We start from the raw sequence: 5,711 nt of genomic DNA, 5'->3' as shown, positions 1-5,711 counted from the left end.
ATAAAATCGGCGAGAATAACGAGTGCAACGGTCGTTCCGGCAAGAGTTTCTTCTTCAAGACCCTCTCCTTGCTGATGAAGACTGTTAAACTTTCCGGGCGCAACCCGAAGCTGATGGACAACCCTCATGTCTTCGACCAGGTTACCCAGCACACTCAAATGCTGTTGCTTGATGACTGCGACCGATATCTCAACACAGGTCTCTTTTACGACAACATTACTTCAGATATGACAGTAAACCCTAAGAATAACCAAAGCTTCACGATTCCTTTTGAGGATAGTCCGAAGATTGCTTTCACCACTAATTATGTGCCTGCAGACTTCGACCCATCCTCAGAAGCAAGATTGCTCTATATGGTGTTCTCAGACTATTACCACCAGCGCACAGAAGAAAACGACTACCAGGAGACACGTAGCATCCGTGATGACTTCGACGAGGATCTGTTCTCAAAGACATACACCGAGGATGAATGGAATGCGGACATCAATTTTTTCCTGCAGTGCTGCCGTTTTTACCTCTCCTTGGCCAATGAACCCATCAAGATCATGCCACCGATGGATAACATCATCAAGCGTAAGTTCAAGGCTGACATGGGCGTAAACTTCGAGGATTGGGCTGCTACTTACTTCTCAGAGGAGAGCGAGCGACTCGACAAATTCATCGTGAGAGAGCGTGCTTTCAACGACTTCAAGCAATTCTCTGGCATCAACAAGGCGACAACTCAGAGCTTCACCAAGAAGCTGAAGGCGTTCGTTGAGTTGTGTCCTTACATCAAAGAGCTGAACCCAGAGGATCTCTGCAACAGCCAGCATCGCATCATCAGACGCGATCCGGCCAATCCAGATGGCAGCCCTGTTGAGATGATTTATCTCAGAAGCAAAAAGAGTGATGTTAAAAAAGAGGATACTCAAGCAAACCAAGGTGATATACAACCCACCATTCCTTTCAACATGACAGACGCAGGTGGATGTACTGACCCTTTCTGACCATCTATAAATAAAAGAATAGATAGCCCCAAGTTATAGTGCAAAGGTACAAAAAATATCTGAATTATGCAAATATTTTGAGCTAAATTTTCAAGCAAATTTTGCTGATTTTATAATTCTTTTCCCATGTTACGAGGGAGCGGTGAGCATTGGCCCATCGCTCCCTTTTTCTTTGGCCAGGACCTCCTCACCAGTCGTTCTGACCGTCTCCCCTACTCTATTTTCACGCCCATGCCGTCGTTTTCCCCACACCCCTTTCTTTTATTTTATACAAATCCTTTGTAACTCTGTAACAGAATGTTGGCAAAAAGATAAATAACTGATAGATAGTGAGTAAAGCCACATTTGCGGTGTTTACAAAGTTGCGTTACAACTACTTTACAAAAATTTTCAAGTTTGTAACAAGCCCATTCTAATACTGGTTATTAACTCCGCGATTTGTCTATGTAACAAAATCGAAAGTGTTACATTTTCTGTATCACAAAATTGTATCATACAAAATACGCTGATTATCAGCTACTTACAAAGCCAAGTTTGCATGATACAAAAATACAAACTTTTCGGACGAAATTATATCACACCAACTTTACTTATAAAAGTTAGTTTTTACTGATTATCTTTAGTATTCTCAAAAATTCTTCGTATCTTTGCCGCAAAAAACGCATATATATATGAATCCAGTCGTTTATATTAAAATTCCCACTCACATCAGGCAATGGGCATATCATGCCTATGGCACCCCTGTCATCTTTCCTGTCGGTGGCAATGAGGTGGCGGTGATCCGCAAGTTCACCACTAAACCTCCATCGGCAAAACTCTCACTTGTTGAACAGGAGAGTCAAACAGAGCAGGAGGCTGCAGACTCCACAAAGCTTCATCAGAGTGCTTCTCATATATTTAAGGATAAGGAGTTCGAGGAGAGCCGTTGGCTCACTCATCCTGATGAATATCTCGCTATCATGCTCCCTGACTCCAAGGCTAAACCTGTGCGAGAGTACTGTTATCTCGGTCCTCGAGCAAGACGTGCCATCAAGGAGGTCATCATCGACCTCTTTAAGATGGATCTCTGGGCTTCGCTCAAGGATATCGCTGACCGTTCATGTCGCCTATCTTCCATCATTTCTGCATGGTGCGAGCAGCATGGTATTGGTATCGATTATGAGGATACTGTGCGTCAATGCTTCTACAGAATGCGTGATCAACACGCAAAAAAAGGCGTTATTTTAAATTCTACAACAAGATTTAGTAAATGTTAGCACAAAATTTTCCGTCGCTGCGAACAACTCCGAACAAAACCGAAATATCCAAACAACCACGAACAAGTCCGAACAACTTAGAAATATTTCAAAGCTTATGGCATACATCAAAAACATCATCAAAATAGAGGCGGCTGAGGCAGAGAAACTCAAGAGTGTGATCTTCCCAGCCCGTCATCTTTGCATTCTTCCACAGGATGTCGAGTTTAGACAGATTCAGTGCAAAAATCCGTCAAGTTGTGAAATCTCCGACAAAGTAGAGTCTAAGGTTCGTATTTTCACGTCGAAACTCACCTTCAAGTCGTGTGAGCAAATTAATTCTGACGACATACCACTCGCATACAGGGTGACAACCGCCGATGGGTGCCGATACCTCATCGGGCGCGACCATCGCCCGTTTCCTGTCCTCACTCGCTCCGAGCTTATGCCGAGCTCGCACACCGACAGTTCACTCATCACCTATACCGTGACATGGTCTGATGTGATAAAACCGCTCCAAATCATCGAATAAAAGTTTTTTTATTCTTCCCTCCTATTATATAACTTTGCAGTGTTCTTATTCGCAAAGCTATATGAAATATCAAATATCAATCACTGGCTACATTGGGTCGTGGACTAAGAGAATGGTCCACGACATTCTCAATGACAATAAAGGCAAGCATGTAGATGTCTCCATCGACTCGCTTGGCGGAGAAGTTTCTGCCGGTCTCGCCATCTGCCAGATGTTCAAGTCACATGGTGATGTTACCGTTGACTTTCAAGCTGGCTTCTCTGCTTCCGCTGCCACAATCTGTGCAATGGGTGCCAACAAAATCCGCATGAGCAAATACACTTTGCTTCTCGTCCACAAATGCTCAACAGAGCAGTTTGTCTGGTCAGCACTCAACGAAGAAGAGATTGGATCTCTTATCGAACAACTTCAGAAACAACAGGAGAACCAGCAGAAGATAGACAACATCATCGCCAACGTTTACTGCGACCGCTCGGGCAAGAAGCATGAGGACATCGTCAAGGTGATGTCCGAGGCTCTCTGGCATACCGTCGATGAGTGCATCGAGCTTGGCTTCGTTGACGAGGCGATGGACGGCAAGCCTGCCGAGATTACCGAGCAGACACAAGACTTCATCAAATACAACAACCTCCCTGTATTGCCCGAGGTCGTCAATTCCTGGTACGAGAAGAAAACTGGCTTCTTAGACCGCTTGTTTGGCAAAGACAAACCACATAATAATATTATAGACATGATCAAGAAATGGACTCACATTAACAATGTTCTCAACATCGAGGGCATTGAGGCAGAGGATTCCGCAAACGACTGCACCATCTCCAAGGAGCAGATGCAGAAGATTGAGGATAAGATGGCTGCCGATGCCGACTCCATCCATGACAAGGACGAGGCACTCGCCAAGGCCAAGGATGAGAAGAAGGCTTTGGAAGATAAGGTCAAGGACCTCGAAAAGGAGAGAGACGACCTGAAGGATAAAGTGAAGGATCTGGAGGAAGAGCCAGGTGGTAGCACCTCTACAGCTGTGGAGGATACCAAGGCTACCGATTATGATCCTATCGCAGTTGCTAACGCTTTAAAACAGTTTGTTTAATATGGGTAAGATTACAGAAGAAAACAAGTTTGCAGTGCCTGCCGATGTCGATGTTGTACTGCAGAAGACTGCTCAAACCTATCGCAAAGACTTGATTAAGATGCCAACGCATGGTATGGCAAAGTCTTTGAAGTACATGACACTCCGACCAGGCATCAGAGCATCCGAGACTGTTGGTGAGCTCATCGCAGATGCTCAGTTCGGTCCATACAACGAGACACGCAAGACGGATGCAGGTGTAAAAATTGTACCACGTACCCTCGAAGTCTTCTTGGGTAATGTCACAGTTCCATTCTCACCAAACTCAGTCTATTCTACAGTTTGGGGTGCCAACACCTTGAATGGCGAGGCTCTCAAGAATGTGCCAATCGCCCTCCAAGTTCTCCAGCTCATTGCCTTGAGACTTGGAAAGCATCTCGACCAGGCACTCTTCAAAGCAGTTCGCAATGCAAGTGGCGACAAGTCCGTTGACCTCTTCTATGGTTTCGACACCATCGCCAAAGCAGAGCTGACCAACAACAAGCTCTCGGCTGACCTCGGCAACCTCGTCAAGGTTTCTGACATCCTTGGCGATAATCAGACTATCAACTCAGATAATGCCGTCGATTTTGCCCAAGGCATCTGCGAGGCTGCAGACGATGAGCTGATGAACGAGGAGAAACTCTACCTCTATGTCCCTCAGACATTCGTCAATCTCTACAACAAGGCTTTCGAGAAGCGATTCGGTTCCATTCCATACAACACCAAGTACGACCATAACAACGTAATCGGTTTTGAGAATGTGGAGTTTGCTGTTCTCGGCAACAAGAAGGATGCTCCTTTCTTCCAGTTGACCACAAAGAGCAATATGCTTGTGGGTGTCAACGAGGCTATCAACAGCGACGCAGAAAAAGTGGAGGTTGGCAAGTATGACTCTTGGCAACTCACTTATGCTGCCGCCAAAATTCTTGGTGTTCAGTATGAGAGCATCAACAAGGAGCGCGCCCTGTTCGTCACTGACGATGGCAGCAAGCCTCTTATCCAAAAGTCTGCCACCGCAAAAGGGAGCAATACTGTGAGTGGTAGCAGCGACCCTGTTGATGATGGCGAGGGCAAAGAATAAACTTTCACCTTATTATATATAGGAGACTAAATTATGGTTTGCACAACAAAAGATTTATATAAATCAGTCAAGAAATGTCCAGGAGTACGCATTACTCCTGGCATTCGCCCTAAGTTCTTAGCCATTCTGGCATCCCAGATTCTCAAATGGCCTAAGTTACCAACTACCCTGGAGGAGAAAGCAACCGACATGACTGCCCTCGTAACATACAAGGGCAGCTTCACGCTCGCAGCAGATGCCAAGTGGCATGTGGTTGACCTCGTGGCTCTCAAGTCAAACATCAGCTCCGAGACACAGGGCGAGGCTCCATCTGCTACCTTCCTCAACAAGGCAGAGTACATCATCGGTGGCATGGATGCAGACATCACAGGCTTCGGCGGCATGGCGGTTAACGATGAGTTGATTTACGCCCAGCAGATGCCTAACGGTCGTTTCCGCATCCTCGGTTGCGAGATGTTCCCAACCAAGTCAACATTCGCACAGAGCAGTGGTGCTGGTGCTACCGACGCCGTGACCTCTACCCTCAGCGTGGAGGCGACCGACGTGGTACCTGCTCCGTTCTATGTGGGCAAGTTGGAGACTGACGAGGGCGACATCAGCGGTCTCGATGGCTCCGAGTGGGTTGACCCTGTGGAGGGCGGTGGTGGCAGCTAATGCCTCCGTCAAAGTGTTTCATAGTCATTAGTTACTAAAGTTTCCCACCCCTACAAAATAGGGCTTTTTCAGATATAAAACTCTGCTAAGCCCTATAAACAGGGAGTTTTAACTC

Annotated in this window: 5 protein-coding genes and 1 pseudogene; all 6 read left to right on the top strand. The window is 46.1% G+C overall.

Annotated elements, in window-relative coordinates:
• Positions 1-986: pseudogene (locus QVD32_RS12500) on the top strand (hypothetical protein); the annotation flags it as partial.
• Positions 987-1,657: 671 nt separating this feature from the next.
• The gene (locus QVD32_RS12495; protein WP_287710303.1) at positions 1,658-2,242 is read left to right on the top strand and encodes a hypothetical protein; all 585 of its coding nucleotides are present in this window, start codon (positions 1,658-1,660) and stop codon (positions 2,240-2,242) included.
• A 157-nt stretch (positions 2,243-2,399) separates the two neighbouring features.
• Positions 2,400-2,753, top strand: a complete 354-nt coding sequence (locus QVD32_RS12490) for a hypothetical protein (RefSeq protein WP_287710302.1) — start codon at positions 2,400-2,402, stop codon at positions 2,751-2,753.
• Between the two features lie 61 nt (positions 2,754-2,814).
• Positions 2,815-3,840, top strand: coding sequence for an ATP-dependent Clp protease proteolytic subunit (locus QVD32_RS12485; protein WP_287710301.1), 1,026 nt, complete (start codon positions 2,815-2,817; stop codon positions 3,838-3,840).
• Between the two features lies 1 nt (position 3,841).
• Positions 3,842-4,942, top strand: coding sequence for a hypothetical protein (locus QVD32_RS12480; RefSeq protein WP_287710300.1), 1,101 nt, complete (start codon positions 3,842-3,844; stop codon positions 4,940-4,942).
• Positions 4,943-4,975: 33 nt separating this feature from the next.
• Positions 4,976-5,596, top strand: coding sequence for a hypothetical protein (locus QVD32_RS12475; protein ID WP_218457907.1), 621 nt, complete (start codon positions 4,976-4,978; stop codon positions 5,594-5,596).
• Positions 5,597-5,711 lie beyond the last annotated feature (115 nt).

The sequence above is a fragment of the Barnesiella sp. genome, from assembly GCF_022723415.1.
GTDB classification, from domain to species: domain Bacteria; phylum Bacteroidota; class Bacteroidia; order Bacteroidales; family Barnesiellaceae; genus Barnesiella; species Barnesiella intestinihominis.
Note: the sequence above shows the minus strand (reverse complement) of the source record. Positions and strands in the feature narration are given on the sequence as shown.

Excerpts from the sequence above, each read along its gene's own strand:
- QVD32_RS12495 (WP_287710303.1), top strand. The coding sequence starts at position 1,658 with ATGAATCCAGTCGTTTATATTAAAATTCCCACTCACATCAGGCAATGG.
- QVD32_RS12485 (WP_287710301.1), top strand. The coding sequence starts at position 2,815 with ATGAAATATCAAATATCAATCACTGGCTACATTGGGTCGTGGACTAAG.
- QVD32_RS12480 (WP_287710300.1), top strand. The coding sequence starts at position 3,842 with ATGGGTAAGATTACAGAAGAAAACAAGTTTGCAGTGCCTGCCGATGTC.
- QVD32_RS12475 (WP_218457907.1), top strand. The coding sequence starts at position 4,976 with ATGGTTTGCACAACAAAAGATTTATATAAATCAGTCAAGAAATGTCCA.